The sequence below is a fragment of the Serratia sp. EC4 genome (assembly GCF_059652115.1).
Genome location: NZ_JBNIDE010000001.1, coordinates 124,880 through 144,653, shown reverse-complemented (window position 1 = coordinate 144,653; position 19,774 = coordinate 124,880). Strand labels below are relative to the sequence as shown.

16 protein-coding genes and 2 pseudogenes are annotated in these 19,774 nt (G+C 59.2%); 6 read left to right on the top strand and 12 right to left on the bottom strand.

What is annotated here, in order from left to right; all coding sequences use genetic code 11:
- Positions 1-271: 271 nt before the first annotated feature.
- A complete protein-coding gene (locus ACP39K_RS00655) occupies positions 272-1,510 on the top strand; it encodes a hypothetical protein (protein WP_103086402.1) in 1,239 nt (412 codons plus the stop codon).
- A gap of 46 nt (positions 1,511-1,556) precedes the next feature.
- Positions 1,557-1,955, top strand: coding sequence for an SRPBCC family protein (locus ACP39K_RS00650; protein WP_033640386.1), 399 nt, complete (start codon positions 1,557-1,559; stop codon positions 1,953-1,955).
- Between the two features lie 6 nt (positions 1,956-1,961).
- On the opposite strand, the gene ACP39K_RS00645 is transcribed toward ACP39K_RS00650, so the two are convergent.
- Positions 1,962-3,680 (bottom strand): penicillin-binding transpeptidase domain-containing protein, encoded by a 1,719-nt coding sequence (locus ACP39K_RS00645; RefSeq protein ID WP_016927785.1) that lies wholly within the window; start codon positions 3,678-3,680, stop codon positions 1,962-1,964.
- A 107-nt stretch (positions 3,681-3,787) separates the two neighbouring features.
- Positions 3,788-5,713, bottom strand: coding sequence for a penicillin-binding protein 2 (gene mrdA / locus ACP39K_RS00640; protein ID WP_497008217.1), 1,926 nt, complete (start codon positions 5,711-5,713; stop codon positions 3,788-3,790).
- A 294-nt stretch (positions 5,714-6,007) separates the two neighbouring features.
- Between mrdA and ACP39K_RS00635 the strand changes: the two genes are divergently transcribed.
- A complete protein-coding gene (locus ACP39K_RS00635; protein ID WP_033640391.1) occupies positions 6,008-6,289 on the top strand; it encodes a YjcB family protein in 282 nt (93 codons plus the stop codon).
- 36 nt (positions 6,290-6,325) lie between these two features.
- Here ACP39K_RS00635 and ACP39K_RS00630 read toward each other — a convergent pair whose 3' ends face one another.
- Positions 6,326-6,772 (bottom strand): MarR family winged helix-turn-helix transcriptional regulator, encoded by a 447-nt coding sequence (locus ACP39K_RS00630; protein WP_033640393.1) that lies wholly within the window; start codon positions 6,770-6,772, stop codon positions 6,326-6,328.
- Between the two features lie 251 nt (positions 6,773-7,023).
- Between ACP39K_RS00630 and ACP39K_RS00625 the strand changes: the two genes are divergently transcribed.
- A complete protein-coding gene (locus tag ACP39K_RS00625; protein ID WP_004940721.1) occupies positions 7,024-8,223 on the top strand; it encodes a multidrug efflux MFS transporter in 1,200 nt (399 codons plus the stop codon).
- 171 nt (positions 8,224-8,394) lie between these two features.
- Here ACP39K_RS00625 and ACP39K_RS00620 read toward each other — a convergent pair whose 3' ends face one another.
- The 4 genes from ACP39K_RS00620 to ACP39K_RS00605 form a co-directional block, all read right to left on the bottom strand.
- The gene (locus tag ACP39K_RS00620) at positions 8,395-8,886 is read right to left on the bottom strand and encodes a nuclear transport factor 2 family protein (RefSeq protein ID WP_033640394.1); all 492 of its coding nucleotides are present in this window, start codon (positions 8,884-8,886) and stop codon (positions 8,395-8,397) included.
- 9 nt (positions 8,887-8,895) lie between these two features.
- The gene (locus ACP39K_RS00615) at positions 8,896-9,348 is read right to left on the bottom strand and encodes a MoaF-related domain-containing protein (RefSeq protein WP_028127408.1); all 453 of its coding nucleotides are present in this window, start codon (positions 9,346-9,348) and stop codon (positions 8,896-8,898) included.
- Positions 9,349-9,658: 310 nt separating this feature from the next.
- On the bottom strand, positions 9,659-10,093 hold the full coding sequence (locus ACP39K_RS00610; protein WP_016927791.1) for a VOC family protein: 435 nt from the start codon (positions 10,091-10,093) through the stop codon (positions 9,659-9,661).
- A 17-nt stretch (positions 10,094-10,110) separates the two neighbouring features.
- Entirely contained in the window at positions 10,111-10,980 is an 870-nt protein-coding gene (locus ACP39K_RS00605) for a helix-turn-helix domain-containing protein (protein WP_147882031.1), read from the bottom strand.
- A gap of 181 nt (positions 10,981-11,161) precedes the next feature.
- Between ACP39K_RS00605 and ACP39K_RS00600 the strand changes: the two genes are divergently transcribed.
- Entirely contained in the window at positions 11,162-12,079 is a 918-nt protein-coding gene (locus tag ACP39K_RS00600) for a DMT family transporter (protein WP_108680696.1), read from the top strand.
- Positions 12,080-12,133: 54 nt separating this feature from the next.
- Entirely contained in the window at positions 12,134-13,030 is an 897-nt protein-coding gene (locus ACP39K_RS00595; RefSeq protein WP_048797249.1) for a PhzF family phenazine biosynthesis protein, read from the top strand.
- Positions 13,031-13,223: 193 nt separating this feature from the next.
- Here ACP39K_RS00595 and ACP39K_RS00590 read toward each other — a convergent pair.
- The 5 genes and pseudogenes from ACP39K_RS00590 to ACP39K_RS00570 form a co-directional block, all read right to left on the bottom strand.
- Positions 13,224-13,474 (bottom strand): annotated as a pseudogene (locus ACP39K_RS00590) (RHS repeat-associated core domain-containing protein); the annotation flags it as partial.
- Positions 13,475-13,608: 134 nt separating this feature from the next.
- Entirely contained in the window at positions 13,609-13,932 is a 324-nt protein-coding gene (locus ACP39K_RS00585) for a hypothetical protein (RefSeq protein ID WP_497008216.1), read from the bottom strand.
- Positions 13,933-14,002: 70 nt separating this feature from the next.
- A pseudogene (locus ACP39K_RS00580) lies at positions 14,003-14,815 on the bottom strand (RHS repeat-associated core domain-containing protein); the annotation flags it as partial.
- Between the two features lie 44 nt (positions 14,816-14,859).
- On the bottom strand, positions 14,860-15,471 hold the full coding sequence (locus ACP39K_RS00575; protein ID WP_145957351.1) for a hypothetical protein: 612 nt from the start codon (positions 15,469-15,471) through the stop codon (positions 14,860-14,862).
- A 10-nt stretch (positions 15,472-15,481) separates the two neighbouring features.
- Complete coding sequence (locus tag ACP39K_RS00570; protein WP_497008215.1) at positions 15,482-19,747, bottom strand: RHS repeat-associated core domain-containing protein; 4,266 nt, start codon at positions 19,745-19,747, stop codon at positions 15,482-15,484.
- Between the last annotated feature and the right edge of the window lie 27 nt (positions 19,748-19,774).

The following is a 19,774-nucleotide window of genomic DNA, read 5'->3' as shown; positions in this document are numbered from 1 at the left end:
TGCTTTGTGTCGCCCACCGCCAACCAGGGCGACCCAATAATCGGAATTTCTCGTCAACGCTCATTTTTATTTCTTGACTTGTTTAATACCGGATTTATAGTTTTTCCATTAAACAAGAAACAAAGTTTCATATATTAATCGACGGCGAATTTAATATATGAAACGCACATATAAAATCGTCTCAAATATAAAACTGATGAGCAAAATCACCCTATTCACAGGTGAAATTCGCTCGCCTTAATAAACCGTCTACTTTCACCAGGGGCCAGGCATGCGCAAGATCACGCTTTGTTTTTTTCTTGTTTCACCCGTGAGTTACGCGACCGCCGTCGCATTGCCCAGCGACGCCGCTGCCACCATGGCGCCGGTAAAAAAAAGCCGCCCGGCATTTCCGCATATTCATTGGCAAAGCGAGGATAATAAAAAGAATATTGATATCGGCGGCGCGCTGCGCGCCAATTATCGCTATGAAGACTGGCGCAGCAGCAATTATCGAAATCCTCCGCATTTACGCTTTGACGCCTTTCGCATTGATACCGCCGGCCAGGTCAACGACGCGTTTTTCGATAGCGGATTCTGGTTTCAGGATCGGCGCAAATACGCCATCGACCGCGCCTATATCGGCTACCGCCTGTCTGAGCGCTCCACCGTGCAACTGGGCGCGCCGTTCAAACCGTTCGGCCTGATGCCCTACCCGCAGTTCGGCTGGTCGTACGGCATTCCGTTTTACCTCGGCTTTGGCGTCAACACCGGACTCGGCGCCAAATACCAATATCAGTATGACGATTGGGCCTTCGACGCCGCCTACTACCCGCGCATGATGCCAACCGGCGTGCGTTACGCCCCCGACGTCGCCAGCTACGACGATCTGAAAAACACCAACTATGCGTCACAGCACCTGCAGCGCAACGAAAAACGCGATCAGATAAACCTGCGGCTGAGGCGCACTTTCCACCAGGGCGGCTGGGACAATGAGCTCGGCGGTTCGCTGGCGGCCTCGCGGCTCTACAACCAGGCGACCGGCGATAACGGCAGCTTCTGGGCGGCGGGCCTGCATACGCTGGTGAATAACGATCCCTGGCATCTGTCCGGCCAGCTGATCCGCTACGGTTACGACGCCAAAGGCCCGGCCGGGGCCAACAATTCGGTGATCCTGATGGGCGGCAACGGCCTGACGCCGGCCTATCTGATCCCGTCGCAGGCCACCACCGCCGCCATCAACCTGGCGCGCGACGTCGACGTACCCTGGGGGCCGGTTAAAAAGCTGCGCTTCTACAACGACTACAGCGTGCTCTGGAAGGATAAGCACGGCGGTTCCGACTCCAAAATGAATACGCTCGGGGTGCAGGTGTTCGCCATGCCGGTGATGCTGTGGGTGGATCTGACCTGGGCGCAGAATGCCAACCCGTGGGGCGGCGTGGAAAACGCCACCGGCTGGACCGGCACCCAGTCCTCCGGCAGCAATAAATGGTATTTTCGCACCAACGTAAACATCGGTTACTACTTCTAAGCGCGGCGGGATCTACACTGAAGTATCGCCGTCAACCGGAGAAATCATGATGCTGAGCGCGCAAACGCTGCATGTCGCCATCAACCGCCCCTGTGACGAGGTGTACGCCTTTCTCAGCCGCCCGGAAAACTTCCCGTTGTGGGCCAGAGGGTTAGCCAACAGCTTACGGCGGGAAGGGGAAGATTGGGTGGCAAACACCCCACAAGGGCCGATCCGCATTCGCTTCAGCGCGCCGAATGCCTTCGGCGTGCTGGATCATTGGGTGACGCTGCCGGACGGCGGCGTGGTCTACGTGCCGCTGCGCGCGCTCGCCAACCGGCGCGGCACCGAGGTGATCTTCACCCTGTTCCGCCAGCCGGAGATGGACGACGCGCTGTTCGCCCGCGACGTCGGGCTGGTGAACGCCGATCTGCAGGCGCTGAAGCGCCTGCTGGAATCGCGCTAATCCCCCTTACCCCTTGACCGACGACACCACGTTAAGCGGCTGGGCGTCCGGCAGAATATTCATGTGCTCCAGCACCTGGGCCATGATCTTGCCGAACACTGGCCCCGCCACCGAACCGCCGAAGTGCTTGCCGGCTTTCGGGTTGTTGACCATCACCACCAGCGCCACCTGCGGATCGCTGGCCGGCGCCACGCCGGCGGTGTAGTTGATGTAGCCGCCGTCGTATTTGCCGCTGGGGCCCATTTTCTCGGCGGTACCGGTTTTGATCGCCAGCCGATAGCCCGGCACCGCGGCGCTCACCCCGCTGCCGCCCGGCAAGGCGTCGCTCTCCATCATATGCACCACGGATCGTACCGTATCCGCCGGCAGAATACGTTGCCCCATTACCGGCGGCGTCACCTTGGTGATCGACAGCGGCCGATAAATGCCGAAGGAACCGATAGCGGCATATTCGCGCGCCATCTGCAGCGGCGTCACGCGCAGCCCATAGCCGAAGGAGAAGGTAGCGCGTTCGATATCGGCCCAGCGTTCGCGGTGCTGCGGCAGATAGCCGCTGCTCTCGTTGCCGATGCCGAGCTCGGTCGGCCGCCCCAGGCCAAAGCTGCGGTAGACCGCCGGCAGCACCGTGGCCGGCAGCGCCAGCGCGATATGCGATACCGCGATGTCGCTCGATTTTTGCAGCACGCCGGTGATGGTCAGTTTCGACCAGTGGCCGACGTCTTTGATCAGGTGACCGTTCACCCGATACGGCGTGGTGTCCAGCACGGTATCCGGCCGGATCAGCTTATGTTCCAACCCCACCATCACCACCACCGGTTTCACCGTCGAACCCGGTTCGAAGCTGTCGCTGCTGCACACGTTGCGGATATCTTTCGCCGGCGTGCTGCCATAGTTGTTCGGGTTGAACGACGGATAGCTGGCCATGCCGAGGATTTCGCCGGTGTCGATCTTGACCAGCACCGCACAGCCGGAGTCGGCCTGGTTAGCCACCACGCCGTCGCGGATCTGCGCATAGAGCACGTACTGGATAAATTTGTCGATGCTGAGCGTCACGTTCGGCGGCGGCACCGGATCCACGCTTTTGAGCACGCCGATCACCGCGCCGCTGCCATCCTTCTGATAGACCCGCAGGCCGTTTTTTCCCTGCAACAGCGGGTTGAACCCCAGCTCGATGCCCTCCAGCCCCTGATTGTCCTGGCCGACGATGCCGATCAGCCCGGCGGCATCCTGGCCCATCGGATAAAAGCGGCTGAAATCCTGCTCGGCGCTGACGCCGGTCAGGTGCAGTTTGCTGATGTAGGCGGCGTTGTCGTCCTCCACCTTGCGCGCCAGGTAGACAAAACGTTTGTGCGCGTTGCTCTGGATCAGATGCTGGATGTCCGCCAGCGGGATCTTCAGCACGTTGGCCATGCTCTGCCAGCGTTCGTTGCCGGTATCGGTCTGGGTATCGAGAATATGCTTCGGATCCAGCACGATGTCTTTGGACGACACGCTGACCGCCAGCGCCTCATCGTTGCGATCGGTGATCATGGCGCGGTTGGTCGGCACCACCTGGGTGCGGATCGAACGCTGGTCAGCCTGATTGGCCAACTGCTGGTGTTCCAGCAGTTGCAGGTAGCCGACCCTGAACGCCAACAGAAAAAAACAGACCAGCATGCCGGCGCAAATCCAGCCGAAACGAACTGTGGAATAGGTTTTACCGCTCTTTTTGGTCGATGGCGCCACTGTTGTGTTAACCCTGCGTTTTTATTCAGTTTATGGTGTTATTTCAGTCTACCTTGCCGGAAATGGTCAGGAGATTGCAGTTTGTAAGAAAGTAAAAACAAACCGCATCACCGTTGCACATCCGCGCTGTCGTTTAACTGCGGTTTACTTTGCGGCGTATCGCCGGGCTGTGGCGCGTTGGCCGGGTCAAAAATGTGGTCGAGGATCGCGCGCGCGGTCGGCCCCGCCACCACGCCATCGCCGCCGCCGTTTTCCAGGATCAGCGCCATCGCCACCCGGGGATTTTTGTAGGGCGCAAACAGCGTATAAAAGATGTGATCGCGCAGCCGCACCGGGATCATTTTGGCGTTGTAAGTCTGGTTTTGCTTCAGGCTGAACACTTGCGAGGTGCCGGATTTGGCGGCGATCTGATACGGCGCGGTATGGAACAGCTTGTAACCGGTGCCGTTCGGCAAGTTGGCCATGCCGTACATGCCGTTGCGCACGATGCCCCAGTAAGGCGAGTTGGGATCGCCGATCTGCGCCGCTTGCGCCGGCGGCTGGTAGCGCGTCACCCGGTTGCCCTGCTGCAGCGAATACAGCAGGTGCGGCGTTTTCACCTTGCCGTTGTTGAGCAGCGTGGTCAACGCTTTCACCATCTGGATCGGCGTCGCCACCCAATACCCCTGGCCGATGCCCACCGAGATCGTATCCCCCTGATACCAGCCCTTTTTGTGCACCTTCAGTTTCCAGTCGCGGCTCGGCAGCACGCCGCGGTACTCTTCGTTCAGATCGATGCCGGTGGACTGACCGTAGCCGAATTGGCTCAGCCAATGGTGAATGCGATCGATGCCCATCTCATACGCCACCTGATAAAAGAAGGTATCGGCGGACTCCTCAATCGCTTTGGTGACATTGAGCATGCCGTGGCCGGTTTTCAGCCAGTCGCGGTAACGGCGCTCGGTGCCGGGCAGCGTCCAGGTCGGCGCGCCGAAAAAGGTGGTAGTGGGCGTGATCACCCCGGCGAACAGCGCCGAAACGGCCATATAGGGCTTCACCGTGGAAGCCGGCGGGTACAACCCTTGGGTAACGCGGTTGATGAGCGGCAGCTCCGGATTGCTCAACAACGTTTTATAGGCCTGATAGCCGATGCCTTTGACGAAGGGATTGGGATCGTAACTGGGGCTGGAGACCATCGCCAGAATGCCGCCGTCGCGCGGATCTTCCACCACCACCGCGGCGCGTTGCCCCTTTAGCACCGATTCAATGTACTGCTGCAGCGGCAGATCCAGCGTCAGGTAAATGTTTTTGCCGGCCTGCGGCGGCTGCTCCTTCAGCAGCCGGATCACCCGCCCGTGGTTATCCACTTCCACCTCCTGATAGCCGGTGGTGCCGTGCAGCTCTGACTCGTAATAGGCTTCGATGCCCTGTTTGCCGATGTTGCGGTCGGCGGCGTAGTTTTCGCTCAGGCCGGCCTTGTCCAGGCGCTTGAGATCGCTGTCGTTGATCTTCGACACATAGCCCAGCACGTGCGCCAGCTGAGCGCCGTAAGGATATTCACGCTGTTGATAGGTATCGATTGTTACCCCGTCGAAACGGTATTGATTGACGGCAAAACGCGCCACCTCGGTGTCGCTCAGCCCGGTTTTTAGCGTCACCGGCTTGTAGCGGCTGTTGTGGTGCATATCGTCGCGAAACGCGCTGATGTCTTCCGGCGTCAGATCGACGATCGGCGTCAGCGCCTGCAGCAGCGCCGCCATGTCGGTGATTTTGCTGGGCGTGATCTCGATACGATACAGTGTCACGTTTCGCACCAGCGGCGTACCGTTGCGATCGAAGATTAACCCGCGGCTGGGAGCGAGCGGCAGCATCTTGATGTCGTTCTGGTTGGAGCGCGTCTGGTAAAAACCATGCTGGCGGATTTGCAGCCGGTAGAGATTGGCGATCAGCACGCCGAAACAGGCCACCACCAGCGCCAGCGCCACGCCCGCCCGGCGGATGAACAGCCTCTCTTCCGCGGAATGATCGCGAATTTTTTCTTTTAACAGGGCCATGCGGTGCCGGTACCTTTTGCGTCACATTTCCCCGCAAAATCAGGGAACTGAAAAGCCGGCAAGCATAGCGTTATCGGGCGCGCCGCCCCATGAAAAGGTTGCTAATGAAATGGCATAACTGTTTCAGCATATTGGAATGTTACCGGCGGCGATTTTTTCACCGCGATCCCCATTGAGCCGCCGTTCGCCTCAATGCTACAATGTGATCTAAATCACATTATTCCCGTTATTCCCCCGCATTTCCCTGTCGGCGCCCTGCCGGATGCGGCTTTTTGTTACATAGGATCGAGTTCGATGAGTACCATTGCCACCGGTTTAGTCATGATGCGCTGGGAGTTGCTGAGCGCCGTGATGATGTTCTTCGCCAGCCAGTTAAACGTCGTTTGCCGTAAAACCAGCCGCAACGGCATGGCGTTCATGTTCAGCAGCCTGGGCCTGTTTACCGCCTGCTGGTTCGTGATGGGCCTGATGGGCATCCACCTTACCCTGGAAGCCTTCACCCACTTCTGGTCATCGGCCTGGGATCGCTACGTGGACGTGGTCAGCACCATGCCGGTCGATTGGCCGATGCCGTAATCTCACCGCGGAGGCGGCGTACCGGCCGCCCAGCGATTATTCCTCGTCCGTTGGCGCCGCCGCCAGCCGCGCCATCAACGCCCCCGCCTCAATCAACAGCGCCTGCTCCCGCTCCGTTAAACAGCTCTCCATCGCCGCCAGCAGCCACGCCTCGCGCCGGCTGCGGCTTTGCTGCAGCAGGCCCAGCCCGGCGGGCGTCAGGCGCACCCGCACCCGGCGTTTGTCTTCGGCATCCGGCGTGCGCACCAGCAGCCCATCGGCTTCCAGCTCGCGCAACGCGGCCGCCAGGTTAGAAGAGCGCATGCGCTCCGATTCCGCCAGCAGCGACGGCGTCGCCTCGCCACCGTGGCGATCGATAGCCCCCAACAGCATCAGCTGGGCCCAGGATTTTTCGTCGCTGCGCGACTCGCGCCGCAAACGGCGCACCAGCGACATTAACTGCGTGCGCAGCAGCGTCACGTCTTCAGGGTGATCTTTTTTCATTGGCATCAATCTAGCGTTCAGTTTATCCCAGCTTTCACACCACCGGATCGCGCAGTGCCCTGCCTGGCTACCGCGTCGCTCTGGCTTAACCTAATTACCTATGATAATATAGCTATTAATATATAGCAAAAAAGACACTGCATCGGCAGGGTTACGTTTGCTCACGCATTTGCCCCTCGCCGATTAATTTGCAGTGTTATTATTATGTTGCTTAATAAATCCCTCCTTATTCAACGTGGTACGGTATGCCGATGGAAGCGTGGAAAGTCAATCTGATCTCGGTCTGGCTCGGGTGTTTCTTCACCGGGCTGGCGATGAGCCAAATCCTCCCTTTTCTGCCGCTGTACGTCGAACAGCTCGGCGTCAGCGATCATCAATCCCTCAGCCTGTGGTCCGGACTGGTGTTCAGCGGCACCTTTTTGGTCTCGGCGGTGGTGTCGCCGCTGTGGGGCAGCCTGGCCGACCGCAAAGGCCGCAAGCTGATGCTGTTGCGCGCCTCGCTGGGCATGGCGATCGTCATCGCGCTGCAGGGGCTGGCCACCAACGTCTGGCAGCTGTTCGCGCTGCGCGCCCTGATGGGGCTAACGTCCGGCTATATTCCCAACGCCATGGCGCTGGTCGCCTCGCAGGCGCCGCGCGATAAAAGCGGCTGGGCGCTGGGCACGCTCTCTACCGGGCAGATCTCCGGCGTCATCGCCGGCCCGCTCTTGGGCGGGCTGATGGCCGATCATCTGGGGCTGCGGGTGGTATTTTTCGTCACCGCCGGGCTGATGTTCGTCAGCTTCCTGGTGACGCTGTTCCTGATTAAAGAACGGCGCATTACGGTGAAAAAAGCGGATCAGCTGAGCGGCAAGGCGGTGTTCCGTTCACTGCCTTATCCGACGCTGATCGTCACCTTGTTCGTTTGTACCTTGATGATCCAGCTGGCCAACTCGTCCATCAGCCCGATCCTGACGCTGTTCATCCGCGAGCTGTCGGGCGATGTCAGCAATATTGCCTTTGTCAGCGGGATGATCGCCGCCGTGCCCGGCATTGCGGCGCTGATCTCCGCGCCGCGCCTCGGGCGGCTCGGCGATCGCATCGGCACCGCGCGCATCCTGATCGCCGCGCTGCTGTTCACCACCGGCCTGTTCGCCGTGATGGCCTGGGTGAATACGCCATTACAACTGGGCATTCTGCGCTTCCTACTGGGTTTTGCCGACGGCGCGCTGATGCCGGCGGTGCAGGCGCTGCTGCTGAAGTATTCCTCCGATCAGGTGACCGGGCGCATCTTCGGCTATAACCAATCCTTTATGTACCTGGGCAACGTGGTTGGCCCGCTGCTGGGATCGGGCATTTCGGCGATGATGGGGTTCCGTTGGGTGTTCGCCGTGACGGCGGTGTTGGTGCTTTGCAATGCGCTGCAGCTGCGCCATCAGTTCAAAAAAGTGGAAAATCAACGCGCGGGATAACGGGAAATGTGGGGAAACGCCTCAAGCAGTGGCGGGACAATGACGCCCATCAACCGTACCACCACTGCCAAAGGCGGCCGTAGCCTACTCGACGCGGCGGTCATTTAATATTTATGTAAGTAAATAAAGTGTTGCGGGCGCGTTGAGGGCCGCCGCAGCGGCCCTTGTGGCTCAGAACATGGTATTGTCGTTAGCCGATTTCTCCGGCACATCCTGATTGACGTCCCAATGCTCGGTGATTTTCCCCTGATCGTTCACCCGATAAATATCCACGCTGGCGGTGCCGCGATCCTGCGGATTATTTTGGTATTTGACGTGAACGTAGACCAGATCGCCGTTGACCGCGCTGCGGTATATTTTGGCGCTGTATTGCGGATTGTCTTTGAAGGTCTGGCTGAAGAAATCGAGGAACGGCTTGATGCCGTCGCCGACGAACGGGTTATGCTGCTTGTAGTTTTCCACAATCAGCCTCTGCGCCACGCCGATGTCGTGGCGGTTGAAGAAGCCCGCGTACAGATCCTCCACCACCTTCAGCTTTTGCTGGGCATGATGATAGCCGCCTTTGCCGGCCGACTTTTGCGACGCCGTCTGATCCGTTGACAACGCCGGGTAACTCGCCAGCAAGCCGCCGACGATCGCACAGGTGATCAATGCCTTTTTCATAACTGCTCCTTAGTTTCCTGAGTGACCTACGATTTTCAGCTGCCCTTTCAGATGGGTGAAGCTGCCGTCCTTGGCGGCGATGTTGGTGTACACCTCGCCGCGCTCAAAGTCCTCGATATGCGTCACGTTGTCGCCGGACTGCGGTTCGTGCCAATAGACCATGTAGACCTTCGGCCGAATCTCCACCGCGGTGTACTGCACCGTATCGGTGATGCCCTGCGACGCCTCGCCGATACCGGTGAAGGTCATGGTCTTGTCATCGGTAAAATCCAGCTTGAAGGCGAAATCGCCGAAGGTCACCTGCACCACTTTACCGACCGCAATAAACTGCCCGTGTTTTTCCGTCATCGTCGCCGCCTTACTGTTTGTCAGGGAGGGTTGCGCCGCCATAGCGGCAGGCAATGCCAGGGGGAAAGTCAGGGCTATCGCCAGCGCGATGCCCGTTCGTTTCACTGTTTTCATCGTTCCTTCTCCTTTCCGTGGTTGAAAACGAGAATCATTATTATTTCTTAAGCATTGATGGAAATATAAGAATAATCTCTATTACCATCAGGCACCTGGCAGCAAAAAAAGACGAGGGAAAATCGCCGTAAAATGGCATGGCAATAGCGCGTTCTGGCCCTTGGTTTTTACGCAATGAACGGGATTACTGCTTTCAAGGAAGGAAACAACTCGGGGATTCGATAGGTCTATAGCGCAGATCGCTTTAAGCTAATGCGTATTTGTTCTTAGGCCGCCCGCCGCTGCGAAACGGCGACGAACGGCACGGCGTCTAACGCAGCCAAGGTGTATAGGTGACGCCAACCAGCAGTCCTTCCGGGCTGAGCAACCGAGTAACGCTTTGCCCCCACGGCTCTTCGCGGTTGGCGACCAACAGCCGATAACCGCGATCGACCAGCCCCTGGGTGGCTACCGCCATGTCGGCTACGTCAAACTCGATCCACGCCTGCGGCACCGCGAGATCCGCAGGCCAGCGATCGTCGCCAAAGCAGGACTGCGCCGCTTGCGCCAGCGGCCACAGGGCAAAATGCTTCACGCCGTCCAGCGCGCCCTGCTCCGACAGCAGATAGCTCTCGTTGCCCGGCATCGGCTTGAGCGGCAGCCCCAGCGCCTCGACATAAAACGCCTTGCTCTCGTCGCTCTCACGCGTGATGGGCCCGAATCCGGCGACGAACAACACGCCCAGCCCGGCAAATTGTTGATCCATGCTGCACTCCCTTTCGGTTAGCGCCCCTGCCGCACCTGCAGCGGAGCAAATCCATAGGCCGCCTTGAAGCGGTTGCTGAAATGGCTGGCGGAACTGAAGCCGCACGCCAGCGCGATCTCGGTGATCGGCTGTTGGCTATGCCGCAACAGCTGTTCCGCCCGCTGCAGCCGGGCGCGCATCACGAACTGGTGCGGCGCCAGGCCGGTGGCGTGCTTGAACATGCGGGCGAAATGGTATTCGCTCAACCCGGCCTGCACCGCCAGATCCGCCAGCAGCAAAGGCCGATCGAGGTGGCTTGCGATATATTCCCGCACCCGCCTGGCTACCGCAGGGGCCAGGCCGCCGCGCACCGGCGGCAGCTTCCACTGCAGCTGGCTGTAGCGCTGGATCAGGTGTGACATCAGCAGGTTCGACGCGCTGCTGAGCGCCAGTAGATTGGCGCTGTCCCGCCAGTCGCAGTTGAGCAAAAACTGGCGATACAGCAACGTGATCTGCGGATCTTCGCCGAAGCTGCGTTGCTCCACGTTGATCGCCGCCGGGCTGCGATCCCAGGTTTGCTCCGCCAGTTGCCGCAGATGCCCGTCGGTGCAGTACAGATGCACGAACGACAGATCGCTGCGCACATCCCAGGTGGAGGCGAATTGGCGCGGCATGATGCAGAACCGATCCGGCCCGCCGCCGTTGCGCCAGCCGCCCGGCACCTGCTGGTAGCACTCATAGCCGTCGGCGACGTACAGGCTCAGGGTATGGTGGTCGGCGCTTTCCTGCGTGACGCGATCGTTGCAGTTGGACCAGGCCGCCAGCTCCACGCCGGTGCCCAGCAGCACGCTGCCGTGCAGCCGCGCCTTGTGCTCACGCAGTGTTTCAAACGCCTGATAGTTGGACATCGCCGGCCCCGTTGTTCGACATGCCGACAGTGTAAAGAGTGGCGCCGCGGCATGCCAGCGGCCGCCCCGCGCTTTTGGCAAAAAAAGCGCAAGAATATGCAACTGGGCGCAAAGCGCCGCAAGCGCCGCCGCGCGCCAAAGCGGATACTGCGCCATCGGTTTTTTCGGAGTAACAAATAGAATGAATGCGCTGTTGTACCTCGCCGTGGTGCTGATTTGGGGCACCACCTGGATTGCGATCACCCTGCAACAGGAAGGCCCGGTGGCCATTCCCGTGTCGATCGCTTACCGTTTCGCCATTTCCGCCGCGGTGATGTTCGCCGTGCTGTTGTTAACGCGCCGCCTGCGCCGCATCGCCCCGCGCGATCATCTGTTCTGCGTGCTGCAGGGCTGCTGCGTGTTCGGCTTCAACTTCTTCTGCTTCTACCACGCGGCGGCTTACATCAGCAGCGGGCTGGAATCGGTGATCTTCTCGATGGCAGTGCTGTTCAACGCCCTCAACAGCCTGCTGTTCTTCCGCCAGCGCCCCAGCCCCAACCTGCTGCCGGCGGCGCTGCTGGGATTGACCGGCATCGTGGCGCTGTTCTGGCAAGATCTGGCCGCCACCCGCATGGCGCCGGAGCTGCTTAAAGGCATCGGCCTGAGCGCGCTCGGCACCTACGGCTTCTCGCTGGGCAATATGATCAGCACGCGCCATCAGCGCCGCGGGCTGGATATCTTTTCCACTAACACCTACGCCATGACCTACGGCGCGATGCTGATGGCGCTGATCGCCCTGGCGCAGGGCGCATCGTTCCAGATCGAATTCAGCAGCCGCTATATCGGCTCCCTGCTGTACCTGGCTGTCTTCGGATCGGTGATCGCCTTCGCCGCCTACTTCAGCCTGCTCGGCCGCATCGGCGCCGGCGCGGCGGCTTACAGCACTCTGCTGTTCCCGCTGGTGGCGCTGACCATCTCAACGATTTACGAAGGCTACCAGTGGCACTTCAACGCCGTGCTGGGGCTGTGCCTGATTCTGCTGGGCAACCTGGTGATGTTCGCCAAGCCGGGGCTGAGATGGCGACGGGCAGGTATGCCAAAACAAAATTCAACCCTTTGAAGCCATTGGCGAATATCGTTATCATCAGGTTTTGTTGATAACGGATGATGGCCAATGCTCAGAAGTGATGATGTGACACCCCGCGCCTACAAACAGGTGGACGTTTTCACCGCCACGCCGCTGCAGGGCAATCCCGTGGCGGTGGTGCTGGAAGCCGAAGGGCTGAACGACGCGCAGATGCTAGCACTGGCCCGTTGGACCAACCTTTCGGAAACCACCTTTGTGCTTAAACCGACGCACCCGGCGGCGGATTATAAGGTGCGCATTTTCACCACCGAAAAAGAGCTGCCCTTCGCCGGCCACCCGACGCTGGGCACCGCCCACGCCCTGCTGGAAGCCGGATTGACGCCCAAACGGCCTGGAACGGTGATGCAGGAATGCGGCGTCGGCCTGGTGGCGGTCAATATCCTGCCGGACGGCACATTGGCGTTCGCCGCGCCCGAAGTTGAGTTCCGCCCAATGGCGGCCGAGGAAACCGAACGGTTGACGGCCGCTTTACGGCCTGCAGTGATTGCAGCAGGCACCCCGCCGGTGATTGCCGAGATGGGCATTCGCTGGCTGATGGTGCGCCTGCCGGACGCGCAGTCTTGCCTGGCGGTAACGCCGGATCAGGCCACGATTAAACAGCTGCAAACCGCGTGTGATGTGGATGGCGTGGTGATCTATGGCGCCTGCTCCGCAACCGAACCGGCCGATTACGAAATGCGCGCGTTTATGGTGGAATGCGGTGTTTTGATTGAAGATCCGGTAACCGGCAGCGCCAACGCCTGCCTGGCGCGCTTGCTGCAAGCCAGCCGCTTCCCCGACGGCGACCGGACCGCGCAGGGCTACCTGGTGCGCCAGGGCACCCAACTGAATCGAGATGGCCGCGTGAGCGTGCGCTTTATTGACGGCGAACCCTGGATAGGCGGGCAGTGCTGCACCCTGATTAACGGCACATTGGGTATTTAGTATGCCTCCTACCGTTTCGAACTTTTTCTGCGGCACAAAATGCCGCCATTATTCATACAATATTTTAAAACTACCTGTAACATCGAAAACATGATCATAGGTACTTAACGCAACCCTTGCTTTTCCTGAACTGTATTCCTCCAGCAAGTCAAAGCTTGACTCTGAATACTTCTCTGGAGTGTTTTTAATCTTTGTTGCCAGCCGCGTCGGCCACTTCCAGCGGCGCGCTGTTCAGATCGGTGTGATACCAGTAAATATCCGCCGAGCGGCTGTCGCCCGCCTGCTCCAACACCGCCAGCGGGTTCCACGGGCTGGCCGGATCGTAGCTCCAGCTGCGGCGGCTGCCGTCGTCGCGCTGCTCCTGCAGCGGCCCAGCGCGTCGTAATGATACTGCGCCTCGAATTCGCCCTGCGGGCCGCGGCAGTGCGCCTGCCAGTTGTCGGCGATCGGCACCAGTGGCAGGTGCGCGAGGATGTCGTTTTGCAGACTTATATAAACCAGTTCATTCTTATTTCTAAAGAACGCCTCGTTGAACCTAATTTTTTAGCGTTAAAGTATATTATTTATCCCTCTCATTCTCACAAGCCACTTGTATTTGAAATTAGATGCTTCCATTTCTCAAGATACCCCTCAAACTCATCTATACTCGAAACAATCATAGACTCCTCGGTGTACTCATTAAAAATCTCCACACCGTTAGGTTTAATAGTTATAGTATGAGAGTTCCCCGTCCCCTCCCAAAATGGCAGAACCCCAGATCTTACAAGCTTACAGGCCTCAATAAACTCATTGACACCATAGATACTTCTTTGGATATCATCCTTTAAAAAGTCAATCAGCATCCTAAAATCACCATTAGCGTCTATAGATGGATAACCGTCATCACCAATAAAAAATCTCATTCCCACCTCCATTACATTATTGGGAAAGCTGTATTAATATTCCCACCAGAATCCAAATAGCCACCAATTTTCACGCCACTCGGAGATATACCCTCCCATTTGGCATGGCCGTGCCATTATTATATGCCCCACGGACTTCGGACATTACTTTCTGCCTGTTCCATGATGTTGGGAAAAATGTAGATTCTGGCCCTTTTTGTACCCATTGCCCACTAGTAGAATCGAATATTTCCACTTTACCTTTATATACGCCATGAGCGTTTGGTGGTGTCGTGACTTGAGTTACTCTAGCTTTTCCTAGATGCCCAATGCTTCCTTCATGATGGAAACCAACAGCACGACCTCGGCGGTTAATCTCACCATGAAAAATATGTTTAGCGTTTACACTCTGACACCCAGCTAATCCCAAAGGATCAACCCACGTCAGTGGGTTCATGACATAAGCATATAAATTCAACCCGCCTTCCAACCCTATCGGATCCTGCGTGGTGAAACGCCCCACCTCGGGTTCGTAGTAGCGGAACAGGTTGTAGTGCAGGCCGCTTTCGTCGTCCTGATATTGCCCGGCGTAGCGCAGCGGCTGCTGATATTGCGCGCCCTGCCGCTTCGCCGCGCCGGCCACCGTCTGGCCCTGCAGCTTGCCGAAGGTGTCGTATTGCCCGGACCAGCACAGGTTGCCCGCCGCGTCGGTCACCTCCAGCGGCGCGCTGTTCAGATCGGTGTGATACCAGTAAATATCCGCCGAGCGGCTGTCGCCCGCCAGCTCCAGAGCCGCCAGCGGGCTCCACGGGCTGGCCGGATCGTAGCTCCAGCTCCAGCTGCGGCGGCTGCCGTCGTCGCGCTGCTCCTGCAGCAACCGGTAGCCCTGCCACAGGAAGCATGTAAATAACTAAAGTCGCCTTGTCAATTAAGAATCAACTTAATATCCTAGCGAGGATATATAACAACCTTTCCCTTATTGTTATTAAAATAAATTTCACTAATTTTACCATCATCATAAACACATGATAAAATAACATATGGTAAAGGAGAGTAATTACTTACCGTCAATATACTATCGATTCTACCATCTTTATAAAAGTAATGATAACCAGATAAATTGCCATCATCATTTGCAAAAAAAGCTTTAGACGGCTGCCCTTGAGAGTTTAAAAAAACTCTACTTATAGCCAAATAGTTGCCCTTTACATCCTGTCTTATTTCAAGAACCTCATCACCATCTCTAATGACGTAAGATGTATCCGCCACAACTCCTTTTGAGTTATAGCTGTCGATTTTATTTACAAGGCCATCATTTGAAAAATAGCAATATGCATTACTTTTGTTCTTAGGCTCTTTACTCAATATTTCTCCGGTTTTAAAGCCGGTTAACTCATTGTAAAATGGAATAATACTAAAGACATTAGTTTTAGACCACGATACAACCTTTGATTCCGTATGGCTAATAGAAGATATTTTTTCAGCTAATAGCTCTTCATTCGAAAAAAGAGACTGCACTTCATCTAAATCAGCCCTTATACCATCAGCTACTTCTTTCATTTTATCACCATTATAAAGTAGGGATTCTACCATTTGCAAGAGGAAATACCTTACCCCCCTCAAGCTCACTTTTTATTTGCTTAAGAGAAGATAAGAACTCTTTATCCGTCTGACTGTTAATAAGTTTATCATAAACATATTGTTTATATGCATTGCCATGTATCCCATTACCTTTGTGGGCAGTCGTTAAAGTACCTTCTATACGGTCAGCCCTAGTATTAGGAAGCCAAACTCCATTCTTTGAATTATTAATATCAATATCGAGATCATCCATTCGTTTTCTTAATGCAACCATTCGGGCATCAGAAGAGTTGGACATTATAATATGGTGCGCATCATATTTCCCTCCCCCCATAGGTTGTGGCCCCAGATTTCGGGCAAGCTTAGCTGCATCAGTCGAGCAACTCATCAACCCCAGCGGATCCACCCACATCAGCGGGTTCGGCGCATACTGATAAAGGTTCAACCCACCTTCCAGCCCTATCGGATCCTGCGTGGTGAAACGCCCCACCTCGGGTTCGTAGTAGCGGAACAGGTTGTAGTGCAGGCCGCTTTCGTCGTCCTGATATTGCCCGGCGTAGCGCAGCGGCTGCTGATACTGCGCGCCCTGCCGCTTCGCCGCGCCGGCCACCGTCTGGCCCTGCAGCTTGCCGAAGGTGTCGTATTGCCCGGACCAGCACAGGTTGCCCGCCGCGTCGGTCACCTCCAGCGGCGCGCTGTTCAGATCGGTGTGATACCAGTAAATATCCGCCGAGCGGCTGTCGCCCGCCTGCTCCAGCGCCGCCAGCGGGCTCCACGGGCTGGCCGGATCGTAGCTCCAGCTGCGGCGGCTGCCGTCGTCGCGCTGCTCCTGCAGCAGCCGGTAGCCCTGCCACAGGAAACGGGTCGTCTGTTCGGTTTTGCCCTTGTAGCGCACCGCCTTGCGGCTGCGGCGGCCCAGCGCGTCGTAATGATACTGCGCCTCGAATTCGCCCTGCGGGCCGCGACCGTGCGCCTGCACCAGCCGGTTGTCGGCGTCGTAGCGGTAGTGCTGTTCATACAGGCCGTTGCGCCGGCTGATGAGGTTGCCCCAGGCGTCGTAACGGTAAAACAGTTTTTGCCAGTGCGTCAGGCGGTTGTCGGCGATCGGCGCCAGCGGCAGGTGCGCGTCGATGTCGTTCTGCGGGCTGCGCTCGCCCAGCAGGTTATCCGCCAGATCGTACACCAGCCGCGCGCCCGGTTTGCCCTGATTGGGCTCGCGGTGTTGCAGCAGGCGGCCTTCGGCGTCGTAACCGTAGTGCACTTCGCCGCGCAGCGCGTCGCTCACTCCGGCCAGCTCGCCGCGGCCGGTGTAGCGATAAGCGCGCCACAGCACGCCGTCTTCCGGCCGGGTCAGTTTGTCGTGGCCGAAGGCGCTGCTCTGCCAGCTGCGGCGGCCCATGGCGTCGTAACACCGCTGCTGCTGCAGCGCACCCTGGCTGCGGCCGGTTTCCCGGTGCAGGCGATCGCGAGTGAATTCGCTCACCACCTGCTGGTTGAATTTAATGGCGCTGGCGTGGCCGGAACCGTAATACAGCCACTGCAAGCGATCGCCCTGAGGCAGCGTCAGCGCCTGCAGGTTGGCCAGCGCATCCCACTGGTATTGCAGCTCGCCGTTCACGCCCTGCTCGCCGAGCAGCCGCCCGGCGGCGTCATAGCGCATCTGCACGTTGTCCGGTTCGATGCCCAGCGCCGCGCCGCTCGCCGTCGGCAGGCGGTTCAGCTCGCGCAACCGCCCCATGGCGTCGAAGCGGTAATGCCATTCCGCGCTGGCGTTGCCGCGCCAGACCAGCTGCCCCGCCTCATCGAAGCGGAAGCGCTGTTCGCGCTGCATCAGCTCGCCCGCGCTGCCCGGCAGGCCGACCTCGCGGTGCTCCTCCAGCAGCCCGGCCGCGCCGTAGCGATAATAGTGGCGGGTGTCGTCCGGGCGCTCTTCGGCCAGCACACGGCCCACCGCATCGTAGCTGAAGCGGTAGTCGCCGCCGTTGCCGTTCTCCAGCCGCGTCAGCCAGCCCTGCGGGCTGTAGTGATAGCGCCGGGTGCGGTTGATGCGATCGGTGATGCTGACCGGCAGCCCCAGGGCGTTGTACTGCCAGCGGGTCAGGCTGCCCAGCGCGTCCTGATGTTCGGCCAGCTGGCCGTGCGCATTCCAGTTAAAACGCTCTTCACCGCCGTCCGGGTGGATCAGGGTGTGCAGGCGGCCGCCGTTATCCCACCGGTAGCGCGTCTGGTGGCCTTCGGCATCGGTCTGCGCCGTCAGTTGCCCCAGCGCATCGTAGGTATAAGCCGTCACGCTGCCGGAACAGTCGGTGTAGCGCGTCAGCTGGCCGCGGGCGTCCCACTCCAGCTTCACTTCCCCGCCCAGCGCGTCGATCACGCTGGCCGGCAGGCTCTCTTCGTCATCCGGATAGCGGTACAGCGTGGCATTGCCCAGCGCATCGACATAACGCGTCGGGCGGCCCAACGTGTCCCAATGCTGCGCCTCGCTGCTGCCGTCCGGGTACGCGACGGCGAACAGCCGCCCACTGTTGCGCGAATATTGATAGCGCGTCACGCGGCCGAGCGGATCGGTCTCCGACAGCAGGCGGCCGTAAGAGTCCCATTCGCTCTGGCGCTGCGCGCCGCCGGGCAACAGCACGCTGCACAGCTCGCCGCGTTGGTAGATAAAACCGTAGCGGCGCTGGTCGAAGTCGGTGTACTGCGCCACGTTGTCGTCGTCATCCAGCCGCCACTCCGCCCGCTTACCGTCGCCGCGCACCGCGCTGCGGCGCCCGCCGGCGAAGTCATAGCCGAACTCAAGGGATTCTCCGGCGCTGTTGCGATAGGCCGTCACGCGCGGCACGCCGTCGATCTCTTGCCATTGGTATTCGTTCAGCAGCCCGGCGGCGTCCTGGTGGCTGATCATCAGGCCGTCGCGCCAGCCAAAGCGGCGCGTCACCTCACCGGCGCGGTTGCTCACCGTCGTCAGTTGGCCCTGCTCATCGTAACCGTAGCGCGCCAGCGTCCGTTCGCCTTCGGCGGTTTGCAGCGCCACTTCACGCAGGCGGCCCTGCGCATAGCGGCACATCAGGCGCTGCCCTGCGCTGTCCACCAGTTCGCTCAGCAGCCCCTCGTCGTCGTAAAACAGCGAGGTGGCGTTGCCGATGGCGTCGGTGATCATGCTCAGCCGGCTCGGCTGCTCGCCCGCCAGCGGCGGGTAGTGGAAAATCTGTTCGCCGACGTCAAACAGCTGCCAACTGCCGTCGTCGTTGTGCATCAGCCAGCATTTTTCGGCTTCGCAGTAAGTTTTGTGGCCGCGCGGCACCATAGGGAAAGCGACGAAGTCGCCGGAAGGCGCGCGCCACACCAGGCCGTCCTGATACGGCTGCAGGCTGCTCTCCCAGAACAGGTTCCAGCCGCGGCCCAGTACGCCGTCGCCGGGGTTGCCGCTGCGCCAATAGCGCTGCCAGGCGACCGGCAGGCGCGATGGCAGCACGAAATCGAGATCGTCTTCGCCGTCGAGGAATTTCTGGCCGCTGACGATATCCACCGGCCGGGCGATAATGCCGACGGCGGCGGTCGCGGTCATCAGGGTGCCGGCGCGGCAGGCGATGCGCGCCAGTTTGTTGATGCCGGGCAGTTTACCCAGCAGTTTGCCGAGCGCCCCCAGCTTGCCGGCGGCGCCGCCCACGCCGCCCACCAGGCCGGCGAACAGCAGCGTCAGGTCAGAGACCTTGTACAGCCAATCCGGCACTTCGGGCTTGATCGGCAAGGTGGTGACGGTGCCGCCGCCGATAAACACGTTGGGCGAACCTTCCATCACCTGCGCGTCGCAGTTGGTTTTGTCCCCCACGCGCGAGGCGGGCTGGCCGTTGATGCTGACCTTGTCGGAGCCCTGCGCCATCTGCATGCTCGGGCCGTCGTCGCTGCAGGCCACCTGGCTGTTGGTGGCGAGCGCGGCGGGTTTGCCGTTAATGAAGACGTTGGGGGAGCCGGTGACGATATTGCCTTTGGGAGTCAGGCTACCGGCACCGGCGTCGGCAATGCCGTCGCGCGCCGCGGTGGCCGCCTCCCCGGTGAGATACCCCACCGCCAGGCTGGCGCCGATAAGCAGCACGCCGACGCCGATACAGGAAGCCGCCAGGCCGGCGACGAACAGCGCACCCGCCGCCAATGCGCCTGCGGCGGCGATCAGGCCGCCGACAAGGGTGCCGGCAATCATGCCGGCCAGGGCATGGGAATGCCCGATGGTATCGCCGACGCGGGCCGCTTCGGTCATCGTAAGTTCCTTTTACGCAAAGAGTTC